The organism is Desulfuromonas soudanensis (genome assembly GCF_001278055.1).
GTDB classification, from domain to species: domain Bacteria; phylum Desulfobacterota; class Desulfuromonadia; order Desulfuromonadales; family WTL; genus Deferrimonas; species Deferrimonas soudanensis.
This window is the reverse complement of sequence record NZ_CP010802.1, coordinates 1,223,841-1,247,317: the sequence shown is the minus strand read 5'-3', so window position 1 is coordinate 1,247,317 and position 23,477 is coordinate 1,223,841. Positions and strand designations below refer to the sequence as shown.

Here is a 23,477-nt window from a genome sequence, read left to right as displayed (position 1 = left end):
CTTGGTTCCCTGCTGGGGAGGGCGCCGGATTGGTTCTATCGGGGCAAAGATGCCACCTGGGCTTCTATATCCAACAGAGGATACCGCGTTCCTTCATAGACGAAATGACGCGGTCCCCCCTGATCTTCTCCTTCGGCACCCCTTTCCTCGCTCCCTTTTGCGCGGTCGACGACACGCAGGACCGTATCGACGGGGAGCCCGACCAGCCCGGAGTCGCATCCATAAAGGACTGTCAGCGGCGGCACATCCTCTTCCGCTGTCCCGGAGATGCCGAGAACCCGGCTCAGGTTGAGGATCGGGGTGACCTCGTCCCGGTAGAGGAAAACACCGCTGTACCCCTCGGGCATGAGGGGCAAAAGGAACGTCCGGGGGCCGTCGAGGATGTGCTCGATCCCTGTCACCGGGAGAGCGAAGACCTTCCCCGCCAGAACCAGCAGGGCAACCTTGTCAATCATCGTCCCCCCATCCGGTTTCGAGCCTCAGGACATCGCAAACCACCAGCGGTTCGTCACGCCACAGCTCGAGCCGGTCATAGGGTCTCGATTCGATCCCTCCGAAGGCCAGCGGCAACGGCTTCGGCTTGAATTCGGCAAGAGAGAAAATTCCTTCGACTCGGTCCACCAGAATCCCCCAGGGACCGTCGGAACCGGCGAGGATGAGGGCTTTGAGGTTTCCCCGAGCGGCGGAAAAATCAGGGAGAGCCAGGCGACGGCGCAAATCCCGGAGGGGGATAAAATCGCCGCGGAGTTCGAGACGGTCAGATGCGGAGGGAGGGATCTTGCCGACCCCGTCCATCCCTTCGCGGACCTCGATCAGATTTTCCAGAGGCAGGGAAAAGCCGACCCCGGCTATGCGAAAGACCAGTTTCATCGCCACCAGACCCATGTTGCCTCGACTCCGACGGGAAGACATCCCGCCGGCCATACCGATCGGAACAGACGTAAAACGCCATAAAAACTAACACACCGCCCCGGCAGAGTCAAGTTTTTTGACTGGGAAATTCAAGGGGTTATGGATATTCAAAGAGCCTTCCACGGCCGGGGGAGAAAGATCTGATGATAGAGATTAATGGCGAAACGATCAGTCATTCCGGCGATGAAATCGGCCACGGAAACTTCGGGAATGTCTCCGGCGAGGCGATGGCCGCCGTGGATTTCGAGGCGATCCGGATTCTCGACAAAATAGCCGAAGAGTTCACGAAGGATGCGTGAACCCTTGACGAAATCCTCGTGAACGGTCCGGGCCTGGTAAACGTGCTCGAAGAGCCAGTCGCGCAGGGCGGACAAGGCCTCGACCACCGCCGGAGAGAGTCCCACCGCGCTGCCGTCCGCCGCCAGGGACCACTGGATCATATCCCTGACCATGGTGTTGATCCGGCGGGAATGGGAGACGCCAAGGGTTGCGACGATCCAGGCGGGAACCTCTCCGGGGAGGACCAGAGCGGCACGCATGGCGTCATCGAGATCGTGATTCACGTAAGCAATGACGTCGGCCAGCCGGACGATCTGCCCTTCGAGGGTTGCGGCCAGCGAACCCGCCGGCCCGCCGAGCAGAGGGCCGCGCCCCTTGGAATGCCTGAGGATCCCGTCCCTGACCTCGGCCGTAAGGTTGAGCCCCGCGCCCTCCTTCTCCAGGACATCGACAACCCGCAGGCTCTGGCGGACATGGCGGAAACCGCCGGGAACAAGGAGGTCGAGGACCCGTTCCCCCGCATGTCCGAAGGGGGTGTGGCCGAGATCGTGCCCGAGGGCGATGGCTTCGGTGAGGTCCTCGTTGAGGGCCAGGGCGCGGGCCACCGTCCGGGCGATCTGCGAGACCTCGAGGGTATGGGTCAGTCGGGTCCGGTAGTGATCCCCCTCGGGCGAGAGAAACACCTGGGTCTTATATTTCAGTCGGCGAAACGACTTGCAATGAAGAATGCGGTCCCGGTCGTGCTGAAAGGAGGTTCTCACACTGCAGGGTTCTTCCTCCACCCGTCGCCCGGCACTTTGTTCGCTGCGACAGGCATAGGCGGACAATGTATCACGTTCACGCTTTTCGAGAAGAATGCGAATATTCAAAAGAGAGTCTTTCCTTGAAGGAAATGGAAACTGAAATCATTCATACCGTACCTCCCTGCTCCTTGCAACATTTATCATTTTTCCCGTTTTCCCAAACATGAATCGCCCCCGGCAGGGCTAAAAAAAATCGGCCCGATGTCCCGGATGTAAAAGGAACTTCAAAGAGGGGAGACCTCGAAAAATTCTAGCCGAGGGAACTCGGACAGCAACGTGCACCTCACTCCACACGTCGAGTCATTCCCGTGTCACTCTGGTCGTTTTGTTAAAAAATAGCGGCCAATCTTGTCGGCAAAAAAATTAAAACTTGATTTTTACAGTTTTCATAGTATTAACTGAGGTGTATTGGTCATCCTGGCGCAATCACAATAAAAAAAGGAGGAACTAAAATGGCAACGATTCTTGAAATGGCAGCGGAAATAGTAGCTGCCCACGCTTCGACCACCGCCCTCAGCAAAGAAGAGCTGGTCGCCGAACTGGTTGAAGTCCACAAGGCCCTTTCGGCGCTGGAAAAAGGCGAGGCCCTTGGCGCTGAAAGCATGGAGCAGGCAGCAGCGCCGACCATGACCCGCAAGAAGGCCTTCGGCAAGGACAAGATCACCTGCATGATCTGCAGCAAGGAAATGAAGACCCTCGCCCGCCACCTCAAAACCGCCCACGACATGAAACCGGGCGAGTACCGCAAGCAGTTCGACATCCCCCGCACCCAGCCGCTGGCCGCCCGTGCCTACTCGGAGAGCCGTCGCCAGATGGCCGTCGACCGGGGTCTCGGCGAAAACCTCGCCAAGGCGCGCGCCGCACGAGGCAAGGCAAAGAAGAAGTAACAGCCGCACAGGACCGCCCGTTCAACATAAAAAGGCGCCCGAAGGGGACGCCTTTTTATGTTGAACGACGTTCGGCTCGAACTACTGAACGGTGAAGGGCAACGACTTCAACAGGGTCCCGTCCCCGGCGAGAACATCCACCTGCCAGGCGCCGGTCCATTCGGGCATGATGGCCTTGGAGGACCAGGTACGCCAGTCATTCGACCGCACCGTCAGCTCGACGCGGGCCATTTCCTGGCCGTCCTTCAGCCAGACATGAGTGATCTGGCTGTCGGCGGCGCCGGCAATCCGGGTGAAGCAATAGAGCCTGCCCACATCCGGGGTAAAGGTTTCGGCCACACCCACCGGCGCCCGGTCCGCCACCTGAGTGGCGACAACCCCCTCGACAACCTCGACGGCGGCCGCCAGGACCGGAATGCTCAGCAGCACCATCAGGGACGACAACAGCACAATCAAACGTCTCATTGCAAATTTCTCCTTTCAAGAGCGGTTAATAAACTCACACGTTCAAGATATAGCACATCTCCATTCCGCATGCTATCATAACAAGGATTGACGAACGGTCACCAATATTCAGGGCGCCGGGCCCCCGCCAACGGCGCCTCCCCTCCCCCCCTGCCCTCTTCGAGAAAACAAATGAAACGTCTGATCATCGGCGACTCCCGGGAAAAGCTCCTCTCCACCATCGAGATCATTCTCCGCCACTGGGGATACCGGCTTCTGGTGTCGACCCGTCCGGAGCAGATTCTCGCCTTTCTCAAGGAGAGCTCTCCCGACCTTCTCATTCTCGGCGCCGGGATCCTCGACCGGGCCCCGGACCTCGGTGAAGCTGTCGCCGCCCGGATGAAGGACGCCGTCCTCCCTCTCATCATCCTCGGCGAAGAGGGAGTTGCGGGCCCCTTCCCAACCCCCCATGAAACGCTCGCCGTCCCGATCGACATCTTCGCCCTCTTCAAACTGATCCAGAAGCACATGGAGAAGTATCCCCGCCGGCATTTGCGCCTGGCTCTCAAGCTCCCGGGAATCCTCTGCCGGGACGAGGCCAGCCATCTCACGGAAATCCTGAGTCTGAGTACCGAGGGACTCTTTATCAAAACCGGCTATCGCCTCGAACCGGGAGCCAACCTGAGTGTGGTTTTTCCTCTGACGGGGATGAAAAGGGAGCTGGAGTTGACCGGCAGGATCCTCTATTGCGTTCATCCCGTCCAGGAAAACAATTATCTCCAGGGCGTCGGCATCGAGTTTACCGGACTCGATGCGGAAACGACCCGGACACTTGAGGCGTTCATCGAGGAGCGTCTCCTCGGCGAACTCTCGGAGCGGCCGTCCACAACCGGGGATCTGACCCGGGAGGAGATTCACAGCCGCGGGGGGGAAATCACCCTGCGACTCCACGGCGACAAAAAAGCGCAAAGGTTATAAAAGTCACGAACCATTCCCCCCGGCCGAAACGGCTCCCTCCCCCAATCTTCAATGCAGATCGTTGAGAAAACCATCTCCCGACAGACCCGTTCCGACACCGAACACCTCACCGACGGTTGCGGCCACATCGGCAAAGCTCCTGCGCACCCCCAGGTCGACGCCGCCGGAGCAGCCGGGCCACCAGGCCAGGAGCGGAACGTATTCCCGGCTGTGATCGGTTCCGGCGGTGGTCGGATCGCAGCCATGGTCGGCGGTGATCAGCAGCAGATCCGAAGGGAGGAGCGCCTCAAACAGGGTGGGGAGCCAGGAGTCGAATTCCTCGAGAGCCCGGCCGAATCCGAGGGGATCGAGACGGTGTCCGTACTCCATGTCGAAGTCGACGAGATTGGTAAAGACCAGCCCCTCTTCCACTCTTGCAAGGGCGGCGAGGGTCTTCTTCATCCCGTCGGCGTTGCTTTTGCTGTAGACACCTTCGCTCACCCCCCGCCCGGCAAAGATATCGCTGATTTTCCCGACGCCGTAGACGGAGAGCCCGGCTGCGACGAGACGGTCGAGGACCGTTTCTCCCGTCGGAGGAAGGGAAAAATCGTGACGGCGGGAGGTTCTTTTGAAATCGGCGGGCGAGGTCCCGACAAAGGGGCGGGCAATCACCCGCCCCACCCGGTAGGGGTTCAGGATGGAACGGGCAATGCGGCAGATTTCGTAGAGGCGCTCGACGGCGATGACCTCTTCGTGGGCGGCGATCTGGAAGACCGAATCGGCGCTGGTATAGACGATGGGACGCCCGGTCGCCAGATGCTCTTCCCCCAGGAGACGGAGGATCTCGGTGCCGCTGGCCGCCACGTTGCCGAGGGGGTCAAGACCCGTCTCGCGGCAAAAGGCGTCGATGATCTCCGCCGGGTACCCTTCGGGGTAGGTGGGAAGCGGCTCTTCCTGCAGGATTCCGGCGATCTCCCAGTGGCCGGTGGTCGTGTCCTTACCGAAGGAGCGCTCCTCCATGCGCCCGAAGGCCGCCGCCGGAGCGCTCACCGGCGCCACGCCCGGCAGGGGGAGGATGTTGCCGAGGCCGAGGCACTGCAGGTTGGGGAGGTTCACCCCTCCACACGCCTCGGCGACGTGCAGCAGGGTATTGGCCCCCCGGTCCCCGTAGAGATCGGCATCCGGAGCGGCGCCGACGCCGCAGCCGTCCAGGGTGATCAGCAGCACCCGCCGCCTGACCCCGGCCATCAGGATTCTCCCCGCCGCCATTGCAGCCATTGATCGACGATCGCCACTCCGGCGCTGGTGCCGATCCGGGTGGCACCGGCCTCCCGCATCTCCCGAAAAGACCCCAGGTCCCGGATGCCGCCGGCCGCCTTGACGCCGATCCGTCCCCCGGCTGTGGAAGCCAGCAGGCGCACGTCGGCCAGAGTGGCCCCGGCCGGACCGAACCCGGTGGAGGTCTTGACATAAGCGGCCCCGGCGGCAACGACTATTTCGGTGAGCGCCGCCTTGAGGGGGTCGTCGAGATAACAGCACTCGAGAATCACCTTGACCCTGGCTCCGGCGGCCGCCGCCACCAGCTGACGGATCTCCTCCTCCACGGCCGAGAGGCGCCCTTCCCGGGCGGCGCCGAGCGCGATCACCATGTCGATTTCACCGGCGCCGGCCCGGACCGCCTCGGCGGTCTCAAAAACCTTGACGGCGGCGGCCGAGTACCCCAGGGGGAATCCGACTACGGTGCCGACGGCCACGGAAGAGCCGTAGAGCAGATCGGCGGCGAGGGGGACAAAGGACGGCGGAAGGCACACCGAGGCAAAACCGTACTCCACCGCCTCCTCGCAGAGGAGACGGATCTGGGCGGAAGTGGTCTCGGCCTTGAGCAGGGTGTGGTCGATGAAGCGGGCGGGAGAATCCATGATCGCAGAGTCCGAAAATCGGCGGGAGAGGCGTCAGGGCTCGGGGGAGCCCTGACGCTCCCGGCCGGATTCAAGTTCGATAGGCGGCGTTGATTTTGACGTAGTCGTAGGTCAGGTCCGAGGTGTAGTAGGAGGCTGCGCCGTCGCCGAGATGAAGATCGACGGTGACGGTGAATTCGGGGGTTTTGAGGATCGCCGTCGCCCGCTCTTCGAGTTCCTTGCCGGTGGTCAGGCCGTTCCTCACCACCTGCACGTCGCCGAAAAGGATGTCGATCTTCTCCGGGTCGACCTCGGCCCCGGAGTAGCCGACGGCGGCGATGATCCGCCCCCAGTTGGCGTCCTCGCCGAAAAAGGCGGTCTTCACCAGGTTGGAGGTGGCGACGCTGCAGGCGGCCTGCCGAGCCTCGCCGTAGCTAACCGCTCCCCGGACACGGATTTCCACGAGTTTGGTCGCCCCCTCGCCGTCGCGAACGATCATTTTGGCCAGATCGAGGAGGATGGCGTTCAATTCGGCGGCGAAGGCCTCCCCTTCCGGAGTGCCGCGGCAAATGACCGGGTTGGCGGCCAGCCCGTTGGCCAGCACCAGAACCATGTCGTTGGTGGAGGTGTCGCGGTCGACGGTAATGCTGTTGAAGGAGAGATCGACCCCCTGCCGCAGCGCCTGATCGAGGAGAGCTGGCTCCACGGCGGCATCGGTGAGCACAAAGGCGAGCATCGTCGCCATGTTGGGATGAATCATCCCCGCCCCCTTGGCCACCCCGAGAATGGTGTAGGGGCGTCCCCCCGCCTCCCCCTGCGCCGCCGACACCTTGGGGAAGGAGTCGGTGGTCATGATCGCCTCGGCCACGGCCATCGCCCCGTCGGCCGCCAGGTCGGCGGCCAGAAGGGGCACATGCTCCTCGAAGCGGTCCATCGGCAGCGGAGCGCCGATGACCCCCGTCGAGGAGACCGCCACCAGCTCCGGGTCTATTCCGAGGGCCCGGGCCGCAAGATCACCGCAGCGTCGGGCGTTCTGCAGCCCCGGCTCTCCGGTACAGGCGTTGGCGTTGCCGCTGTTGACCAGAATCGCCTGGCACTCTCCCCGGCGGATGCGGGGAGCGGTGAGGGTCACCGGCGCCGCCACCACCTTGTTGGTGGTGAACACCCCGGCACAGAGGGCCGGGACTTCGGAAAAAATCAATGCCAGATCGGTCCGGCCGGCCTTGCGGATCCCCGCCGGACGGGTGGCGAAGCGAAAACCCTGCACCCCTTTGATCATCCCCTGATCCATGAATTGACACTCCCTGGGCAAATGGCCGTCGGGCCGATCAGCGGCCGCAGCACTTCTTGTATTTGTTGCCGCTGCCGCAGGGGCAGGGGTCGTTGCGCCCGACCTTGTCCTCCTCGCGGGTCACCGGCTTGTGCCCCTGATCCTCACCTCCGACCCGGTTGAGGACCACCCGACGGCGCCGCTGCTCCGCCTCCATGCGCTCGACGTCATCTTCCCGGGCCAGCTGGATGCGGAAGAGCTTCTGCACCACCTCCTGGCGGATCCGTCCCATCATCTCCATGAAGAGACCGTAGGCTTCCCTCTTGTATTCTTCCTTGGGATTCTTCTGCGCGTAACCGCGGAGGCCGATCCCCTCCTTGAGGTGATCGATGGAGAGGAGGTGATCCTTCCACTGACCGTCGATGGTCTGCAGGAGCAGCACCTTCATCAGGTGCTCCATGACCGGCGGGGTAAATTCGGCCTCCTTTTCCGCCAGCCGTTCCAGCACCTGCGCCTTGAGCCCCTCGGCGAGCCGGTCCTGATTCAATCCGGGGGTCGACGGCTCGGGGAAGGCCGGCTTGAGGTAAAACTGGCCGAAAAAGTCCTCGAAGAGGCTCTCCCAGTTCCAGTCGGGTGCCGGGGTCTTCTCGGGACAGAAGGTGGCGACCATGTCGTCCACCATCTCGCCGGTAATCCCCTCGATGGTCCCCTTGAGATTTTCTCCCCCCAGAACCTCCTTGCGCTGGGTGTAGATCACCTCGCGCTGCTTGTTCATGACGTCGTCGTATTCGATGAGATGCTTGCGGATCTCGAAGTTGTGCCCCTCGACTTTCTTCTGAGCATTTTCAATGGCCCGGGAGATGATCCCGTGCTCGATCGGCTCGTCCTCGGGAATTTTGAGCTTATCCATCACATAGGCCACCCGGTGGGAGCCGAAGATGCGCAGCAGGTCGTCTTCGAGACAGAGGTAGAAGTGGCTTTCCCCGGGGTCCCCCTGGCGACCGGCGCGACCGCGCAACTGATTGTCGATCCGCCGCGATTCATGGCGCTCGGTGCCGAGGATGTAGAGCCCCCCCTTCTCGAGAACCACGGCCCTGTCGGCGGCACATTGGACGCGGTACTTCTCCAGGAGGGCCGGATAAGCGGCCTCGGGGTCCTCGCTCCCTGCGGCCTCCTTGCGGGCCATCATCTCCGGGTTGCCGCCGAGAACGATGTCGGTTCCGCGTCCGGCCATGTTGGTGGCGATGGTGATCGCTCCGCGGCTTCCGGCCTGAGCGACGATCTCGGCTTCCCGCTCGTGCTGCTTGGCGTTGAGGACGTGGTGCGGTATCCCCCGCTTTCGTAGCAGTTCGGAGATCTCCTCTGATTTTTCGATGGAAATGGTTCCGACCAGAACCGGCTGACCGCTCTGATACCGGACGACGATATCCTCGGCGACGGCGCGGAACTTTTCCTTTTCCGTCTTGTAGATCACGTCGGACTGATCCTTGCGGATCATCGGACTGTTGGTGGGGATGACAGCCACCTCGAGCTTGTAGATTTCGCTGAACTCGGCGGCCTCGGTGTCGGCGGTTCCGGTCATCCCCCCCAGCTTGTCGTAGAGGCGGAAATAGTTCTGGAAGGTGATGGTCGCCAGGGTCTGGTTTTCGCTCTCGATCTTGACCCCCTCCTTGGCTTCGACGGCCTGATGCAGACCGTCGCTCCAGCGCCGCCCGGGCATCAGGCGGCCGGTGAACTCGTCGACGATCATCACCTCGCCGTCCTTTACCACATAGTCGACATCGCGCTTGAACAGGGCGTGGGCCTTGAGGGCCTGATTGACATGGTGCAGGACTTCGATGTGGCGGGGCTCGTAGAGGTTGTCGATGGAGAGGAGTTTTTCGACCTTGGTCACCCCTTCCTCTGTCAGAGCGGCGCTCTTGGCCTTTTCGTCGACGGTGTAGTCGCCGCTGTATTCCTTGGTCGAGGGGCCGATCTTGCCGTCGCGGTGCTCGATGAGCTCCCCCTTCTTGAGGAGGGGAATGATCCGGTTGACGTCGTAGTACAGCTCGCTCGAAGACTCGCTGGGACCGGAGATGATCAGCGGCGTACGCGCCTCGTCGATGAGAATCGAGTCGACCTCGTCGACGATGGCGAAATGAAGATCGCGCTGGACGTAGTCCTGCAGAGCGAACTTCATGTTGTCGCGAAGGTAGTCGAAGCCGAACTCGTTGTTGGTGCCATAGGTGATGTCGCAGCCATAGGCGACCTTGCGCTGGGCATCGGTCAGCCCGTGGACGATGCAGTCCACGGTCAGTCCGAGAAATTTGTGGAGCTTGCCCATCCATTCCGAATCGCGGCGGGCGAGGTAGTCGTTGACGGTGACCACATGCACCCCGCGACCGGTGAGGGCGTTCAGGTAGCATGGAAGGGTTGCAACCAGCGTCTTCCCTTCCCCTGTTCTCATTTCGGCGATCTTCCCCGAATGCAGGACCATGCCGCCGATCAACTGCACATCGAAATGGCGCATCCCCAGGACGCGTTTGCCCGCCTCTCGCACCACGGCAAAAGCCTCGGGGAGGAGATCGTCCAAGGTTTCGCCTTGGGCCAAGCGCTGGCGAAATTCTGCCGTTTTCCCGGCCAGGGCCTGGTCGGAGAGGGGAACGATGGAGGCTTCGAGGGCATTGATCCTCTCGACCACCGGTTGCATCCGTTTGAGTTCGCGCTCATTCTTGCTTCCGACGATTTTTCTTATCAGTGAACCGATCATGCAAAAGGCTCCGTGTGGTTATTCGTCCAGGGAAAATCTGGCCGCCGGCCAACGTCGGCAACCTCTGAAAAGACCCGCTAAAAGCATGGAATCTTAACACAACCCGACCGCACCGACAAGGACAAAGAGGTGTGGCAGCCGGGGCGCAAAAACGCAAAAAGCCCCGGAGAACCGGGGCTTTTTTACCAAGGGAAGCGGGGATTCCTAGATGTATTTATGCGGATTGAGGGGGACGCCGTTTCGCCGCACCTCGTAGTGAAGGTGGGACCCGGTGGAACTGCCGGTGTTGCCGACGGCCGCGACCTGATCGCCGCGCTTGACCCGCTGCCCGACCTTAACGAAGATCTTCGAGTTGTGGGCATAGTACGTCTTGTAGCCGTATCCGTGATCGATGACCACCAACTTGCCGTAACCCGGCGCCGTCTCGGACTGACTGACAATGCCGTCGGCACTGGCATAGACGGGAGTACCGGTGCGGGCGGCGATATCGAGCCCCTCATGCATCTTCAATCGCCCGGTGAAGGGGGAGTTGCGCATGCCGAAATTGGAGGTCAGCCAACCCTTGACCGGCCATCCCTTCGGTTTGGCGGCCAGAAGGGAGCGCTGGTCGTTGAGAAAACCCTGGATTTCCTCCTGACTTTCCCGCCGCAGATCGATGGCCTGGCGGATCTCGTCGATCTGCTGCTGCAAGGCGGTGAATTCCGTCGGAATATCTTCTTCCGGAGGCCCTCCGACGCCGGCCAGGCTGTCGGTGCGGGGCTTGGAAAGCTGGGCCATGACCCGGACCTTGGCATCGTTCTGCGACAGAACGACCATTTCCTTGCGCAGATCCTCAAGGCTGGCGGAGAGGACCCAGAGATCCTTCTGCTGACTGCGATTTTCCGCCTGGAGACGCTGCAGTTCATTGCTGTCGAGGTTGGTACGCACGTAGTCGGCCACCAGGAGGAGAACCCCCAGGCCGCAGACCACCAGGGTGCCGAGAACCGTCTGCAGGACTCCGCGCTTGATGCTGAGGCGCCGAACCCGATGCGATCCTTCGGGAATGATCAGTATCGTAAACTTCTTGGCGGACAAAAGGCCCTCCTGTTTCATTAAACCCGCAGAACTTACAAAAAAAGTCGTCGGGAAAACCGGAACAGCGAACAGACCGGGACCCCGCCCTTGCCCGAAAAAGGCTCCGACAGTTGATCTTTTTAAAAGAAAACCAAGGGTTTTGTCAAGTTTTTAATCAATCCGCCCGCACCAGACACCTCCGGCAGAGGCGGCCGGAACGTATTTTCGCCCCGGGGCGCCGCGAAATAACGGGGACTAAAAGTCGATGCGCACCGCAGTCTCGTCGCATTCGGGAAACTTGGCGCACTTGATACAGTCACTCCAGATCTTGTGCGGCAGCTCCGCCTTCTCGATCTCGCCGAATCCGAGTTTCTGGAAAAAGAGCGGTTTGTAGGTCAGGGCGAAGACCCTCTTCAGACCGAGATCCCGCGCCTCCTCCAGACATTTTTCTACCAGCTGCCGGCCGATCCCGCGGCCACCCGACTCTTCGGCCACGGCCAGGGATCGCACCTCGGCGAGATCTTCCCAGCAGATATGAAGACAGACCGTACCGACCACCGTGCCGTCCGGTCCCTCGAAGACGTAAAAGTCGCGGATGGCTTCATAGATCTCCGAAAGAGACCGCGAGAGCATCATCCCGTCCTTGGCATAGGTGATCAGCAGCTTGTGAATGGCCTTGGCATCGGGAATACGCGCTCTGCGAACCATGATTTTTTACCCCAAAAAAGCGGTCCCTGCGAACCGGCAAAGGATAGCAAAGCGTTGAATCACCCGGGACCTGAAAGACCGATGAGCTCCCGGGCGTGATCGAGGGTACGCTCGGTGATCTGGGCGCCGCCGAGCATGCGGGCCATCTCCAGGACCCGCTCGTCCCCCCGAAGGCGGGAGAGGGCGGTGAAGGTTCGCCCCCCCTCCTCGCGCTTTTCGACCCGATAATGACTGTCGGCATAGGCGGCCACCTGGGGGAGGTGGGTGACGCACAAAACCTGCAATTCCTGCGCCACCTTGTGCAGTTTTTCGCCGACAGCCGTGGCCGCAATCCCGCCGATGCCGGCATCCACCTCATCGAAAACGAGACAAGGGGGACTTTCGCCGTCCGGCGCCGCCCGGCGCAGGGCGAGCATGATGCGCGACAATTCCCCCCCCGATGCGATCCAGGCCAACGGCTTCGGTTCTTCCCCGGGGTTGGGTGCCAGGTAGAATTCGCCCCGTTCGAGGCCCTGGGGTCCCGGTTCCGGGAGAGGGAAAAAATGCATCTGAAAGAGGGCCTTGGGCATCGCCAGATCTTTGAGTTCGGCGGCGACGGCCGTTCCCAGGCGTAACCCCGCCTCCCGTCGCCGCGAAGAAATGACGCCGCCGCAGTCGAGGAGCCGGCCCCTGAGCTCGGCCAACTTCTTTCCCGCCGCCTCCCTTGTGGCCTCCATGTCGGAGAGGTCCTCGAGCTCGAGGTCGATTCTCTCCTGGAGCGCGAGAATTTCCTCTACCGTCGGTGCATATTTGCGTTTCAGGGTGGCCAGGAGTGCCAGGCGCCCCTCCACAGCCCCCTGACGCTCGGGGTCGAAAAAGAGCCGAGCCGCGTAATCGCGGAGTTGGGTCGCCACATCCTCCAGAGAAAAAAGGGCATTGCGGACGGTTTCGGCCAGGGTGCCGAGAAGGGGGGCGACGGTGGAGAGCGATTCAAGGGAGGAGGCGACGGCGTCGAGACGACCGCACACGGCCTCCTCGGCGCCGTAGAGGACATCGTACCCCTCCTCCGTGGCGAGGGAAAGGCGTCCTGCGTTCTGCAGCAGCAGGCGCTCGGCCGTCAGCTCCTCTTCCTCGCCGGGACGCAGATTGGCCGCGGCGATTTCCTGCCCCTGATAGGAGAGAAGGTCGAGGCGCTGCTGGCGGTCCCGCTCGGCGGCGGACAACTGGGCGATGCGCCCTTCGATTTCCTGGACTTCCCGATAAAGGCGCTGGTAGGCGTCAACTTCGGAACCGAGCACGGCAAAATCGTCAAGGAGGGAGAGGTGGGTGTCGGTTCGCTGCAGACTCTGGTGTTCGTGCTGACCGTAGATGGTCACCAGGCGGGCCGTCAGGGACTGGAGCTGGGTGAGCCTGGCCAGGGAGCCGTTCAGATAGATGCGGTTTTTCCCGGAACGGGCGATCACCCGCTTGACCAAAAGCTCATCCCCCCCTTCAAATCCCCCGTCCACCAATTCCTGCCGGAGCTCGGGGAGGGCCGAGAGATCGAAGAGCGCCTCGACGACCGCCTCCTCTTCCCCGGTGCGGATCAGGTCCGGCCGTGCCCGGTCGCCGAGCAGCAGGCCGACGGCGTCGATGATAATCGACTTGCCGGCTCCGGTTTCACCCGTCAGCACATTGAAGCCCGGTCCGAAATTGACATGGAGGCGGTCGATGATTGCAAAGTTTTTGATACTCAGATCCGTGAGCATGCCCGTTCCCCGAAAAAGGTCGAATCAAAGATGCAGCCAAATCGCCCCAGTGCCTAGCGTTCTCCCCAGCGCAGCTTGGTGCGGAGGACCTCGAAATAATCCTTGGAGGGACTCTTGATCAGAAGCGTGCTGCTTTTCGACTTGCGCAACTCGACCACGTCCCCCCCTTTGAGCGGCATCCCGACCTGGCCGTCGGCGGTGAGGACCACATCCTCATCATGGAATTTCACCTCGACCCGGATGACCGCCTTGTCGGAGACGATGATCGGCCGATTGGTGAGCATGTGGGGACAGATCGGCGAGATCACCAGACAGTGCAGGCCCGGGTAGATGATCGGACCGCCGGCGGCCAGATTGTAGGCGGTGGATCCGGTGGGAGTGGCGATGATCAGCCCGTCGGCCTTGAAGGTGGTCAGATAGGAGTCGTCGACCCAGGCTTCCATGTCAATGATTCGCGCCAGGGCCCCCTTGTTGATGACGACGTCGTTGAGGACCCGATGACGGCCGACCTCCGTTCCGTCGCGGCGGACCACGGCGTCGAGCATCATGCGGCTGGTGACGGTGAATTGACCCCGCACCACCTGGGCGAGGACCTGATAGAGCTCGGCGAGGGTGACCTCGGTCAGGAAACCGAGGCTGCCGAGATTGACCCCGAGAATCGGGGTCCGCAGATCTCCGACATTGCGGGCCACTGAAATCAGGGTGCCGTCTCCCCCCAGGACAATGATCATGTTGACCATCCCCGGAATGGCCCCCTCGGGATACCCCTGGATCCCCCCCAGGGCGTCCGCCAGGGACTGTTCGGGGAGGACTTCGATGCCGCGCTGCTGCAGCCAGCGGGAAACCTCCCGCGCCACCTCGACGGCATCGGGATTGGTCCGTTTGATATAGAGCCCTACTCGTTTCATGCCCAGTCCTCCAGGGTCCACCCGTTGCGGAAGCTATCATACCGGCGTGGCAAAGTCCATCGCTTTCAAAGGCTTACGGACCACAGGCCTTGTGAGGAAGAGCGGAGCGTGGTAAAATCGCCGCCAGTCCGCCCGCTCCTTCCTTCTTCCCCCGGGAATCAAAGCCATGAAACTTTTCGACCAGGATTTTCCCGACGCCAAGGGGACCCCGCTGGCTGAACGTCTGCGCCCCCGCACTCTCGACGAGGTTGTCGGCCAGCGCCACCTCATCGGCGAGGGGAAGCTGCTGCGGCGGCTCATCGAATCCGACCAGGTGAGCTCGGTCATCCTCTGGGGACCGCCGGGAACGGGGAAAACAACCCTCGCCAGGGTCATTGCCCGTTCGACCCGCAGCAATTTCGCCGCCTTTTCCGCCGTCCTGCAGGGAGTCAAGGAGGTGCGGGAACTCCTGGCCGAGGCCAAGCAGGAGAAGGCCTACCACGGCCGCACGACCCTGCTCTTCGTCGACGAAATCCATCGTTTCAACAAGGCCCAGCAGGACGCCTTCCTCCCCGCCGTCGAAAGGGGGGAGATCATCCTCATCGGCGCCACCACGGAAAATCCCTCCTTCGAGGTCAACTCTGCCCTCCTCTCCCGCTCGCGGGTTTTCGTTCTCCATCCGCTGGAGCCCCCGGAGATCGAGGTCCTGCTGCGCCGGGCTCTGGCTGAACCCCGGGGCCTCGGTGACCTCCAACTGGAGGCCGACGACGACGCCCTCGCCTTTCTCGCCGGGCAGGCCCACGGCGACGCCCGGGTGGCCCTCAACACCCTGGAGGTGGCGGCGGCGACGGTCGTCGGAAAGCGGATCACCCTGGAGACGATGCAGGAGGCGCTGCAGCAAAAGGCCCTTCTTTACGACAAGGGGGCCGAAGAGCACTACAACACCATCTCCGCCTTCATCAAGAGCATGCGCGGCTCGGACCCGGACGGCGCCCTCTACTACCTGGCCCGGATGATCGAGGCCGGCGAAGATCCGCTCTTCATCGCCCGGCGCCTGGTAATCTTCGCCTCGGAGGATGTGGGGAATGCCGACCCCCGGGCTCTGCAGCTCGCCATCGCCGCCCAGCAGGCGGTGCACTTCGTCGGCATGCCCGAAGGACGCATCAATCTCGGGCAGGCGGTGACCTACCTGGCCACCGCCCCCAAGAGCAACGCCGCCTACCTCGGAATCAACGAAGCCCTCTCCGAGGTCCGCAGGAGCGGGGCGCTGCCGATCCCCCTCCACATTCGCAACGCCCCGACGGCACTGATGAAGGACCTCGGCTACGGCCGGGGGTACAGCTACGCCCACGACGACCGGGACGGGTTCACCCCTCAGGAGTATCTCCCCGAGAGGCTGCGGGGACGGCGCTTTTACCGTCCCAGCCAGCGGGGGTACGAAAAGATGATCAGCGAGAGGATGCGCTACTGGGAGGAGGTGCGGCATCGAAGTGCCGATGAAAGAGGGGACCCGGAGAAGGGAACCTGAATTTACCCTGCCTGAGCCTCACTGCGGTCCCCCCCGCCGACCGTTGTAGAGGACCCCGCCGACCGCCGCATAGCTGAAGAGGACCGCCGCCGCTTCCCGGCGGCAGACGTCGCGCACCACCTCAATCCCCCGTTGCCGGAGACTGAGATCCCAGTCCACGGGCTTGCTCCCCTCGTCAAAACCGGCCTGCTCCGCGTCCTCGAGGCGCGCCCCGCACACCAGGCTCCGCACCCCGGACCAGGGGACGGCCCCGAAACACATGGCACAGGGCTCGGTGCTGGTGACCAGCTCAAAGGGGGGGAACCCCTCCCTTCCCAGGTCGTAACTGCCGAGGACGGCCTGGCCGATCATGATCGCCATCATTTCGGCGTGCGCCACCGCGCAGTTGCTTTCGACAACCAGATTGACCCCCGGGGCGAGCAGGGAGTGGTCGTTGAGGTTGAAGAGGGCGGCACCGAAAGGCCCCCCCGTCCCCTGCCGCACGTTGCGCGACGCCAGTTCGATGACCAGTTCCATGCGCGCCTCGACGGACGGGTAGATCGCCGGAGTTTTGCCGAGAAACTCCCCGACCCATCCGGGGAGGGCGAGGGTTACCGCTGGAAATTGCATCGTTTCCTCCTTCTGGCCCCCAAACGTCAGCCCTCGGACAAGCCGACGCCGTCGACCCTCCCTCCGCAGAAGAGGCAAAGCTCCTGGCGGAGATGGCGGCTCTTCAGCCGGAACCCCTGGCGTTCGATGACCGTCTTTTTGCAGCGGGGACAGGAGGTGTTCTCCCCCCCGGAACCGGGGATATTCCCCTCGTAGACATAATGGAGCCCGGCATCGAGGCCGATCTGGCGGGCGCGATGGAGGGTGGCCGCAGGCGTTGCCGGGAGGTCGAGGAGCTTGTAGGTCGGATGGAAGGCGCTGACGTGCCAGGGCGTTTCGGCCCCGAGTTCATTGGCGATAAACCCGGCGATCCCCTTGAGTTCGGCGACGTCGTCGTTGTGCCCGGGGATGACAAGGGTGGTGACTTCGACCCAGATCCCGAGCCTCTTGTAGACCTTCAACGTATCGAGGACACCGGCAAGGGTCGCCCCGACCACCTCGCGATAGAACTTTTCCGAGAATCCTTTCAGATCGACGTTGGCCGCGTCGAGCCAGGGGGCGATCCCGCCGAGGGCCTCGGGAGTGGTGTAGCCGTTGGTGACGAAGACGTTGCCGAGCCCGGCCTCCCGGGCGAGGATCGCCGTATCGTAGGCATACTCGTAGAAAACCGTCGGTTCGGTATAGGTATAGGCGATGGTGCGGCAGCCGGCGGCCAGGGCGCGGCGAACGATCTCCGCGGGGGGGAGGTCCTCTCCGGGGATCGGGCCCGGAACCTGGGACCACTGGGAGATCTCGTAATTCTGGCAGTGGAGACAGCGGAAGTTGCAGCCGACGGTGGCGACGGAATAACTCAGGGAGCCGGGGTGATAGTGAAAGAGGGGCTTTTTTTCGATGGGATCGACATGGGAGGCGATGCTTCGACCGTACACCAGGGTCACCAGGGAACCGCCGTGGTTTTCCCGGACGCCGCAGACCCCCCTCTGCCCTTCGGCGATCAGGCAGCGAAAGCGGCAGAGACCGCAGCGGACCTTCCCTCCCTCGGCCCTCTCCCAGAACATGGCTGGATGCATGGTCCCCTCCTTATTCGACGTGGCTTTTGGAGGGTAGTATAACAGAAGATGCGGCGAGGCGCCCCAGGAAGGTTCGCTCAGAACATGAAACGGCGCATGCTCACGCTCAGGAGCAACCCGGTGCCGATCATGGTCGTCACCATGCTGGTGCCGCCGTAGGAGAAGAGGGGGAGCGGTACCCCGACCACCGGCAGGAGGCCGATAACCATCCCGAGATTGACGACGATGTGCCAGAACATCATGGCCACCACGCCGATGGAGAGGAACATCCCGAAGCGGTCCGACGCCTGGCGGGCGACGTAGATCCCCCAGATGATCAGGAAGAGGTAGAGGAGCAGGAGCACCAGGGAGCCGGAAAACCCCCATTCCTCGGCAAAGACGGAAAAGGCGAAGTCCGTGTGGCGTTCCGGAAGAAAGGAGAGCTGGGACTGGGATCCCTGCATGAACCCTTTGCCGAAGAGGCCGCCGCTGCCGACGGCGATCTTCGACTGGATGATGTGATACCCAGACCCCAGGGGATCACGCTCGGGGTTGAGAAAGGTGTGAATTCGCTCCTTCTGGTAGTCCCGCAGCAAATACCACCCCCCCCAGGCGGCCGCCGTCCCCATGAGGGCCAGGAAAACGAGGGTCGATCTGCGAATGCCGGCGAAGAGGGCCAGGGTGCTGCCGATGAAGATGACCAGCATCGCCGTCCCCAGGTCGGGTTGCTTCATAATCAAGAAGACCGGCACCGCCAGAAGGAAAAAAGGGACGACAAGGTCGCGCAGGGTGTAGCCGGCGACCTGCACCCGCTCGCTGAAATGCCAGGAGAGGGTGATGATCATGACGATCTTCATGATTTCGCTCGGCTGCAGATTGAAAAAACCGAGATCGATCCAGCGGGTCGCCCCCATGCTCGTCTTGCCGACCATCAGCACCAGCAGGAGGAGGGTGACGGTGACGACATAAAAGAAAGGTCCGAGGTGCTGAAGATGGCGATAGTCGAAGGCGCTCACCGTCAGGGCGATCATCAGGCCGATGCCGAGCCAGTAGAGCTGCTTGAGGTAAACGGGGGTGGCCGTCTCCGGCAAGGAGGAGGTGGCGCTGTAGAGGTTCATTATCCCGACAAGGGAGATCCCGCAGACCAGCAGCAGCAGGACCCAGTCGAAATGGGTCAACAGGCGTCTATCAAACATCGGTCATACCTTTCCCGAGATCAGGGCGGCGGCGACAGTTTGCCGAGGCGGCATCATTCTTCCCTCTGCTCCGAAAACGCAGCGCTTCCGTTTTCCGGTACCGGAACCGACTTGCCTGCGGAATCATCGATGCCGAAATAGGTCTCGAAGAGGACCCTGGCCACCGGACCGGCGGCGGAGCCCCCGTGGCTGCCATGTTCGACCACCACGGCGACGGCGATCTCCGGCGTCTCCGCCGGGGCATAGGCGACAAAAAGGGCGTGATCGCGGAAGCGGTAGGGTATCTCCCGGTCCGGATTAATATCGTCCTTGTCCTTGAGCCGTACGACCTGGGCGGTGCCGGTCTTGCCGGCGACCCGCACTCCCTGCAGGCGACTGGCCTGACCGGTCCCCCCGGGCTCGTTGACCGCCGCCTCAAGACCCCGGCGCACCTCGCGAAAATCCTTCTCCGCCGCCAGGGCGGTCCCGATCACCTCCGGGGTGGTCTCCCTGAGGATTTTGCCGTCGAGGTCCTCGATTTTCTTCAGCACATGGGGGCGCAGAACCGTCCCGCCGTTGGCAATGGCCGCGGTCATCACCGCAAGTTGCAGCGGCGTCGCCAGCACATACCCCTGCCCGATGGAAGCAATCACCGTCTCCCCGTCGTACCAGGGGACACGGAAGCGCTCCCGTTTCCACTGCCGGGTCGGAATCAGCCCCCCCTTCTCCCCGTCGAGGAGAAACCCCAGGGGTTTCCCCATGCCGAGATCCTGGGCCATGGCCGAGAGCCGGTCGATCCCCAGGTCGAGGGACACCATGTAAAAATAGACGTCGCAACTCTCCTTCAGGGCTTTTTTCAGATTCGTCGGACCGTGCCCCTCCTTTTTCCAGCAGCGGAACTCCTGGTTGCCGAGGGTCAGGCTCCCCTGGCAGTCGACGGTCGTCGACGGGGAGATCACCCCTCCCTTGAGGGCGGCCAGAGCGGTCACGATCTTGAACGTCGACGCCGGAGGATACTGCCCCTTGATCGCCTTGTTGGTCAGGGGATGGCGGGGATTTTTCAGAATCTTCACCCATTCCTGGCCGGTGATGCCGCGGGCGAAGGCGGCCGGATCGAAGGCCGGGGTGCTGACCATGGCCAGCACCTCTCCGGTCCGCACGTCGAGAGCGACGACCGCCCCGGCTTCCCCCTCAAGAGCCTTTTCCGCCGCCAGCTGCAGGTCCCGCCGCAGGGTCAAAAAGACCTTGTTCCCCGGGATCGGTTCCTGGGTTTTGAGGAGGCGCAGCTCGCGCCCCCTGACATCCACCTCCACCCGCCGCTCCCCTTCGGTCCCCTGCAGGTAGGGGTCGAGAAACTTTTCCAGCCCGCTTTTGCCGACAAATTCCCCGGGACGATATCCGGCGAAGGCCTCCTCCTGCAACTCCTGTTCGGTGATTTCCCCCAGGTAGCCCAGGAGGTGGGCCGCCATTTCCTTATAGGGATAGGACCGCAGGGGGCGAACCTCGATGAGCATCCCGGGGAGGTCGACGGAATTTTCCTGGACCCGGTCGAGGGCGTCGCGGCTCACGTCGTCGGCCAGGGGGAGAGGGCGATAGCGGGGAAAACGCTGACCGGCATCCCACCGGGCCCGGAGCTTTTCCACATCCACGTCAAGAAGACCGCCGATCTGGGTCAGCAGGGGGTCGATCTCCTCCACCTCCTGACGCAGCACCGACACCCCGAAGGCTGGACGGTTGTCGACCAGCAGTTCGCCGTTACGGTCGTAGATGGGACCGCGGGCGGCGGCGATGGAGATATAGCGAATGCGGTTCTTCTCGGAGAGCGTCAGGTAGCGGTCGGCACTGATCACCTGCAGATACCACAGGCGCAGCACCAGCAGCAGGAAGATGGCGATGGCCGCCAGGGAGCAGACCAGAAAGCGGTTTCTCAGGCCCGGAATATCCGTCGGAGAACTAAGGCCCATAGCGACTGTCCAGACGGTGCAACCCAGGGATTGCCAGAAAGGGAAGGAAGCGTCTCTGCAGCCGGGGGAGTCCCCAGAGAAGGACAAGGGCGGCCAGCAGATTGAGGAGAAGTTGCGGCAGGAGACTGCCGAGAATTATCAGCCAGGAGGACCCGGCGTCGACGAAGAAGACCAGAGCGAGAATCAGGACGACGCTTTGCAGCAGGGTTCCGCAGAAGACCATGAAGAGCAGGAGAAGGGAGCTTTCCGTATTGAAACGACTGGCGGTGCCGCGCACGGCCAGGAAAATAATCAAAAAGGTGAGTCCGCAGAGCCCGAGATAGCTCCCCGAGAAGACGTCGAGAAGGCCTCCGAAAAGATAGGCGAGAAAGCTGCCGCGCAGAAAACTCTCGGTAAGCCCCAGATAGACGATGAGGATCAGCAGCAGGTCGGGTTTGGTCTGAAAAGGGAGAAGGCGGGAGAAGAGGGTCGTCTGAAAGAGGAGAAAGACCCCCCCGAGAAAGAGATAGGCCACAACCCGCTTCATCGCTCCTCCCTGAGGAGGACCAGAACCTCCTCGAGCCGGGAAAAATCGACGGCCGGAATCACGGTCACCGTCTGAAAGAGTCCATATCCTCCCTGATCGACCACGGAAACCCGTCCGAGAGTCAGCCCCTTGGGGAAGACCCCGCCGGTTCCCGAGGTGACAATCTGGTCTCCGACGGCGATGTCCTCCTGACGCAGGGCGAACTCGAGGGCCAGCACATCCCCCTGGCCGCGGCAGATTCCCCGCGTCCGGTTGCGCTGGACGAGGGTGGCGACGGAGGAGGAGGCGTCGGTCACCAGCAACACCCGCGCCTGTCGGGGAGCACACTTGATGACCCTCCCCACGGCCCCCTCGGGGACGACCACCGGCAGCCCCTCGCGAACCCCGTCCTCGCTCCCCTTGTCGATGACCACGGTGCGAAACCAGCTCGAGCTGTCCTCGGCAATCACCTGGGCCGGCAGGGCCGGCAGGGCCACCTCTTCCTTGAAATCGAGAAGGCTGCGCAGCCGCTCATTGGCCAGCCGGACCTCCTGAAGGGCATCGAGCTCCTGACGCATGCTGCGGTTTTCCGTCAGCAGCGCCTCATTCCGCCTCGAGGTTTCCACCAGCCAAAGATAATGACTCCAGGTGTCGGCAACGAACTCGCAGGCCGAGTCGATCCCCTCCAGCAGGGGAGCGGTAATCTGCAAAATCGCTTTCTCGAAGAGGGTCGTTCTGGGGCGCCGCCTCAGGTTAACCGAAAAAAGCAGGAGGGCGACCAGGACGAGACATCCCGCCAGGAGCGGCGTCCGGTATTTTCTGAACAACTCCAGCATTCAACGGCCTCCGGGGACCGACAAAAAGGAGGGCACGGGGAATCCGTGGGACTCCCGACCCTCCTTTGGTATCATTTCTTCCACTCTTCCCCGACCCCGTTCGCCAGCCGGCTGGTGCCGAAGGGGAGTCCGACAGGCTCCTAGGTGGCGATGGTGACCCGCTTGAGGAGATCGAGTTCGTCCAGCACCTTGCCGGAACCGAGGACCACGCAGCAAAGGGGATCCTCGGCGATTACCACCGGCAGCCCCGTTTCCTCCCGCAGCAGAATATCGAGATTGCGCAGGTAGGCGCCGCCGCCGGCCAGAACGATCCCCTTGTCGACGATGTCCGCCGCCAGTTCGGGGGGAGTGCGCTCCAGGGCGATGCGCACCGCCTCGACGATGGCGTTGACCGTCTCCGAAAGGGCATCGCGGATTTCGTTGGAGTCGACGGTCAGGGTCTTGGGAATTCCCGTCACCAGGTCACGCCCCTTGACATCCATGGTCCGCACCTCGGCGTCGGGATAGGCGCTACCGATCTCTATCTTGATCTGCTCGGCGGTCCTCTCGCCGATCAGCAGGTTGTACTTGCGCTTCATGTACTGCACCAGGGCTTCGTCAAGTTTGTCCCCTCCGACCCGGACGCTCTTGGCATAAACGATCCCGGCCAAGGAGATGACAGCGACCTCGGTGGTCCCGCCGCCTATATCGACGATCATGTTCCCGGAAGCCTCGGTGATCGGCAGGCCGGCGCCGATCGCCGCCGCCATCGGCTCTTCGATCAGGTAAACCTCGCGGGCGCCGGCGGACTCCGCCGACTCCTTGACGGCCCGTTTTTCCACCTGGGTGATCCCCGAGGGGACGCAGATCACGATCCGGGGGCGGACCAGGGTCTTGCGATTGTGGACCTTCTGGATAAAATAGCGCAGCATCTCTTCGGTGATGTCGAAGTCGGCGATCACCCCGTCCTTCATGGGACGGATGGCGACGATGCTTCCGGGAGTCCGGCCAAGCATCTTCTTGGCTTCCATCCCCACCGCCAGGACTTTTCTCTGTCCATTGCCGGTATACTGAACGGCGACAACCGAGGGTTCACTGACCACGATCCCCTTCCCCTTGAGGTAAACCAGGGTGTTGGCGGTCCCGAGGTCGATGGCGAGATCGTTGGAAAACATACCCCATATTTTATCGAAAAGGTTGAACATGCCGCGGAGCTCCTTTCATCGGACGGGAAGAGGGGTCTGACCCTCTCGAAAAAAACGCTTCTCACACTAGCAAA

At 62.4% G+C, this 23,477-nt stretch carries 22 protein-coding genes; 3 read left to right on the top strand and 19 right to left on the bottom strand.

Annotated features, from left to right (window positions below):
- Positions 1–35: 35 nt before the first annotated feature.
- The 3 genes from DSOUD_RS05530 to DSOUD_RS05520 all read right to left on the bottom strand — a co-directional run bounded on the left by DSOUD_RS05530 (position 36) and on the right by DSOUD_RS05520 (position 2,060).
- Positions 36–455 (bottom strand): chemotaxis protein CheW, encoded by a 420-nt coding sequence (locus tag DSOUD_RS05530; protein ID WP_053550064.1) that lies wholly within the window; start codon positions 453–455, stop codon positions 36–38.
- The gene (locus DSOUD_RS05525) at positions 448–885 is read right to left on the bottom strand and encodes a chemotaxis protein CheW (protein ID WP_053550063.1); all 438 of its coding nucleotides are present in this window, start codon (positions 883–885) and stop codon (positions 448–450) included. The genes DSOUD_RS05530 and DSOUD_RS05525 overlap by 8 nt, the downstream gene beginning before the upstream one ends.
- A gap of 134 nt (positions 886–1,019) precedes the next feature.
- Entirely contained in the window at positions 1,020–2,060 is a 1,041-nt protein-coding gene (locus tag DSOUD_RS05520) for a deoxyguanosinetriphosphate triphosphohydrolase (RefSeq protein WP_053550062.1), read from the bottom strand.
- A 386-nt stretch (positions 2,061–2,446) separates the two neighbouring features.
- Between DSOUD_RS05520 and DSOUD_RS05515 the strand changes: the two genes are divergently transcribed.
- A complete protein-coding gene (locus DSOUD_RS05515) occupies positions 2,447–2,881 on the top strand; it encodes a Ros/MucR family transcriptional regulator (protein ID WP_053550061.1) in 435 nt (144 codons plus the stop codon).
- Positions 2,882–2,962: 81 nt separating this feature from the next.
- On the opposite strand, the gene DSOUD_RS05510 is transcribed toward DSOUD_RS05515, so the two are convergent.
- Entirely contained in the window at positions 2,963–3,346 is a 384-nt protein-coding gene (locus DSOUD_RS05510) for a DUF2914 domain-containing protein (protein ID WP_082351087.1), read from the bottom strand.
- Between the two features lie 171 nt (positions 3,347–3,517).
- On the opposite strand from DSOUD_RS05510, the gene DSOUD_RS05505 reads away from it, so the two are divergent.
- Complete coding sequence (locus DSOUD_RS05505; protein WP_053550059.1) at positions 3,518–4,303, top strand: PilZ domain-containing protein; 786 nt, start codon at positions 3,518–3,520, stop codon at positions 4,301–4,303.
- A 48-nt stretch (positions 4,304–4,351) separates the two neighbouring features.
- On the opposite strand, the gene DSOUD_RS05500 is transcribed toward DSOUD_RS05505, so the two are convergent.
- From DSOUD_RS05500 to DSOUD_RS05465, 8 genes are all read right to left on the bottom strand, one after another.
- Positions 4,352–5,530 carry a phosphopentomutase gene (locus DSOUD_RS05500; protein WP_053550058.1) on the bottom strand — a complete coding sequence of 393 codons (1,179 nt, stop codon included), beginning with the start codon at positions 5,528–5,530 and terminating at the stop codon, positions 4,352–4,354.
- Positions 5,530–6,201, bottom strand: coding sequence for a deoxyribose-phosphate aldolase (gene deoC, locus DSOUD_RS05495; RefSeq protein WP_198300370.1), 672 nt, complete (start codon positions 6,199–6,201; stop codon positions 5,530–5,532). The genes DSOUD_RS05500 and deoC overlap by 1 nt, the downstream gene beginning before the upstream one ends.
- A 70-nt stretch (positions 6,202–6,271) precedes the next feature.
- Positions 6,272–7,471, bottom strand: a complete 1,200-nt coding sequence (gene argJ, locus DSOUD_RS05490; RefSeq protein WP_232426506.1) for a bifunctional glutamate N-acetyltransferase/amino-acid acetyltransferase ArgJ — start codon at positions 7,469–7,471, stop codon at positions 6,272–6,274.
- 37 nt (positions 7,472–7,508) lie between these two features.
- Complete coding sequence (gene secA / locus DSOUD_RS05485; RefSeq protein ID WP_053550056.1) at positions 7,509–10,199, bottom strand: preprotein translocase subunit SecA; 2,691 nt, start codon at positions 10,197–10,199, stop codon at positions 7,509–7,511.
- A 204-nt stretch (positions 10,200–10,403) separates the two neighbouring features.
- Positions 10,404–11,273: a M23 family metallopeptidase gene (locus tag DSOUD_RS05480; protein WP_157671774.1), complete on the bottom strand. Its 870-nt coding sequence runs from the start codon at positions 11,271–11,273 to the stop codon at positions 10,404–10,406.
- Positions 11,274–11,507: 234 nt separating this feature from the next.
- A complete protein-coding gene (locus DSOUD_RS05475; RefSeq protein ID WP_053550055.1) occupies positions 11,508–11,960 on the bottom strand; it encodes an N-acetyltransferase in 453 nt (150 codons plus the stop codon).
- Positions 11,961–12,019: 59 nt separating this feature from the next.
- Entirely contained in the window at positions 12,020–13,687 is a 1,668-nt protein-coding gene (recN, locus tag DSOUD_RS05470) for a DNA repair protein RecN (RefSeq protein WP_053550054.1), read from the bottom strand.
- 53 nt (positions 13,688–13,740) lie between these two features.
- On the bottom strand, positions 13,741–14,595 hold the full coding sequence (locus DSOUD_RS05465) for an NAD(+)/NADH kinase (protein WP_053550053.1): 855 nt from the start codon (positions 14,593–14,595) through the stop codon (positions 13,741–13,743).
- A gap of 166 nt (positions 14,596–14,761) precedes the next feature.
- On the opposite strand from DSOUD_RS05465, the gene DSOUD_RS05460 reads away from it, so the two are divergent.
- Complete coding sequence (locus DSOUD_RS05460; protein ID WP_053550052.1) at positions 14,762–16,102, top strand: replication-associated recombination protein A; 1,341 nt, start codon at positions 14,762–14,764, stop codon at positions 16,100–16,102.
- Positions 16,103–16,120: 18 nt separating this feature from the next.
- Here the strand turns inward: DSOUD_RS05460 and DSOUD_RS05455 are convergent, their stop codons facing one another.
- From DSOUD_RS05455 to DSOUD_RS05425, 7 genes are all read right to left on the bottom strand, one after another.
- Positions 16,121–16,711, bottom strand: coding sequence for a nucleoside deaminase (locus DSOUD_RS05455; protein WP_053550051.1), 591 nt, complete (start codon positions 16,709–16,711; stop codon positions 16,121–16,123).
- A 26-nt stretch (positions 16,712–16,737) separates the two neighbouring features.
- Positions 16,738–17,760, bottom strand: coding sequence for an AmmeMemoRadiSam system radical SAM enzyme (amrS, locus tag DSOUD_RS05450; RefSeq protein WP_053550050.1), 1,023 nt, complete (start codon positions 17,758–17,760; stop codon positions 16,738–16,740).
- Positions 17,761–17,837: 77 nt separating this feature from the next.
- Positions 17,838–18,935, bottom strand: a complete 1,098-nt coding sequence (gene rodA, locus DSOUD_RS05445; RefSeq protein WP_053550049.1) for a rod shape-determining protein RodA — start codon at positions 18,933–18,935, stop codon at positions 17,838–17,840.
- Positions 18,936–18,988: 53 nt separating this feature from the next.
- Positions 18,989–20,878 carry a penicillin-binding protein 2 gene (mrdA, locus tag DSOUD_RS05440; protein WP_082351085.1) on the bottom strand — a complete coding sequence of 630 codons (1,890 nt, stop codon included), beginning with the start codon at positions 20,876–20,878 and terminating at the stop codon, positions 18,989–18,991.
- Complete coding sequence (mreD, locus tag DSOUD_RS05435; RefSeq protein ID WP_053550048.1) at positions 20,868–21,404, bottom strand: rod shape-determining protein MreD; 537 nt, start codon at positions 21,402–21,404, stop codon at positions 20,868–20,870. Before mreD ends, mrdA begins: the two co-directional genes overlap by 11 nt.
- Positions 21,401–22,219, bottom strand: coding sequence for a rod shape-determining protein MreC (mreC, locus tag DSOUD_RS05430; RefSeq protein WP_053550047.1), 819 nt, complete (start codon positions 22,217–22,219; stop codon positions 21,401–21,403). The genes mreD and mreC overlap by 4 nt, the downstream gene beginning before the upstream one ends.
- Positions 22,220–22,359: 140 nt before the next feature.
- Positions 22,360–23,403 (bottom strand): rod shape-determining protein, encoded by a 1,044-nt coding sequence (locus DSOUD_RS05425; protein ID WP_053550046.1) that lies wholly within the window; start codon positions 23,401–23,403, stop codon positions 22,360–22,362.
- Between the last annotated feature and the right edge of the window lie 74 nt (positions 23,404–23,477).